The sequence below is a fragment of the Kitasatospora sp. MY 5-36 genome, from assembly GCF_001182915.1.
Classification (GTDB): Bacteria; Actinomycetota; Actinomycetes; order Streptomycetales; family Streptomycetaceae; genus Kitasatospora.
Window position 1 is genome coordinate 1 of record NZ_LFVW01000863.1, and the last position, 2,273, is coordinate 2,273.

At 73.9% G+C, this 2,273-nt stretch carries 2 protein-coding genes; both read left to right on the plus strand.

Annotation, left to right across the window (positions count from 1 at the left end; all coding sequences use genetic code 11):
* Positions 1–719: LysR family transcriptional regulator substrate-binding protein (locus AE652_RS37375; protein ID WP_049659705.1), on the plus strand; the 719-nt coding region annotated here is incomplete at its 5' end.
* Between the two features lie 196 nt (positions 720–915).
* The gene (locus tag AE652_RS37380; protein ID WP_049659707.1) at positions 916–2,223 is read left to right on the plus strand and encodes a carbohydrate-binding protein; all 1,308 of its coding nucleotides are present in this window, start codon (positions 916–918) and stop codon (positions 2,221–2,223) included.
* Positions 2,224–2,273: the final 50 nt, after the last annotated feature.

The following is a 2,273-nucleotide window of genomic DNA, read 5'->3' on the forward strand; positions in this document are numbered from 1 at the left end:
TGGGCGAGCAGGTCCTGCCGCACGCCCGGACCGCCGTCGCCTCGGCCGCCGCCGTCCGCGCGATCGCCACCCGGCACTCCGGCGGCCCGACCGGCACCGTACGGCTGGCGGCGCCGACCACCGTCTGCCAGGCGCTGCTGCCCGGGCTGCTCAAGGACTGGCGGGCGGCCTACCCGCAGGTGACCGTCCGGGTCTTCGAGGGCGAGGACGACGAGCTGGCGGCCTGGCTGGAGGCGGGCACGGTGGACGCCGCCGTCCTGGTGGACGCCGGGCCGCTGCCGCCCGGGGCGGTCTCGCTCGGCGCCGACTCGATGCACGCGCTGCTCCGCCGCGACCACCCGCTCGCCGGCCAACCGACCGTCCACGTGGCCGAGTTGGAGGACGACGACTTCCTGCTCTCGGAGGGCGGCTGCGAGCGCCACATCCGCGAGGCCTACCGGCGGGCCGGCACCCGCTTCACGCCCCGGCACCGGATCCGCGACCTGAACAGCCTGATCGGCATGGTGCACGCGGGCGTCGGGGTCTCGGTGATGCCCGCGCTGGCGCTGACCATGCTCCCGGCCGACTGCGTGCTGGTCCCGATCCGGCCCGCCGTCCACCGGACGCTGTCGCTGACCGGGCCGACCGGCCGCCCGTGGTCCCCGGCGGTCGGCTCGCTGCTGGCGGGGATGGCGCCGGGAGTGGTGGCCGGGGCGGCGGCCGGAGTTCCGTCCCGGTGAGCCGACTCCAGGGCCCGTCGGCCGACCGGCGCGCCTTGACCTCTTTGGGGTTGACCGCCCTTCCCTGACAGGTCTATACCAGTGAGGACCTTCGGCAACCACCCGCCGCCGCAGGCCCGTTCGGCCGCCACGCCACCCCCACACCCGGCGTGAGCAGGCCCGCCTCCCCCACTGCCGTTTCCTGGAAAGGCTTCCGATGGAGCGCGCTCTTCCCCCACAGCACGCCGCACGTCCCCCCTTCAGGCGCCGCGCCGTACTCGCCGCGGCCGCCGCGCTCGGCCTGGTCGCCGGCGGCGTCGCCGCCCTGGCCGGCACCGGCTCCGCCGCCGCGGACACCACCGGCACCACCGGCACCACCGGCACCGGGGCCGCCGGAGGGCTCGGCAGCAACTGGTACGCCTCGGCGCCGTACCTGATGCCCGAGGACAACAGCCCGCCGGACGCCGCCGCCGTCATGGACGCCACCGGCCAGAAGGCCTTCCAGCTGGCGTTCATCCTGGCCCAGGGCACCAGCTGCTCGCCCGCCTGGGGCGGCACCTCCCCGATCGACACCGACACCACCATGCCGAGCGTCATCCAGACCGTCCGCGGCAAGGGCGGGGACGTCTCGGTGTCGGTCGGCGGGTACGGCGGCACCAAGCTGGGCCAGGTCTGCGGCACCCCCGAGGCGACCGCCGCCGGGGACCAGAAGGTGATCACCAAGTACGGCCTCAAGGCGATCGACTTCGACCTGGAGGAGCCGGAGTACGAGAACACCGCGGCCATCCACAACGAGATCGGCGCGGCGCGGATCCTCCAGCAGAACAACCCCGGCCTGTACGTCTCGATCACCACCGCCGGCACCAACGCGGGCACCGGCTGGTTCGGCACCCAGATGCTCAACGAGGCCAAGTCGCAGGGCTTCACGCCCGACAACTACTCGATCATGCCGTTCGACGGCGGCTTCAGCGGCGCCGCGGCGCAGACCGACGCGCTGGTGAAGTTCAACCAGATCCTGCAGACCACCTTCGGCTGGAACGAGGCCACCGCCTACGCCCACGAGGGCGTGTCGATGATGAACGGCCGCACCGACGCCGCCGAGTACTTCCACCAGTCCGACTTCCAGACCGTGCTGGACTTCGCCACCGCGCACGGCCTGGCCCGGTACACCTACTGGTCGGTCAACCGGGACCGCCAGTGCGCGGGCAACGTCGACCCGGGGCTGTCCGGCTCCTGCTCCAGCGTGGTGCAGAACGACTGGGACTTCACCAGGTTCACGGTGAAGTTCGCCGGGGCGACCCCGCCCACCACCCCGCCCACCACCCCGCCGACGACTCCCCCGACCACGCCGCCGACCACCCCGGGCAGCTGCGCCGCCCCGGCGTGGAGCGCGAGCACCACGTACAACGGCGGCGCCAAGGTCTCGTACAACGGGCACGCCTACCACGCCAAGTGGTGGACGCTGAACGAGGTGCCGAGCGCCAGTGGCCAGTGGGGCGTCTGGGCCGACGACGGGCCCTGCTGACGGCCGTACCGGCGACCACCGGCGGGGGGCGGGCGTCACGAACGCCCGCC

Coding starts and splice junctions, on each gene's coding strand:
- AE652_RS37380 (WP_049659707.1), top strand. CDS start 916: ATGGAGCGCGCTCTTCCCCCACAGCACGCCGCACGTCCCCCCTTCAGG.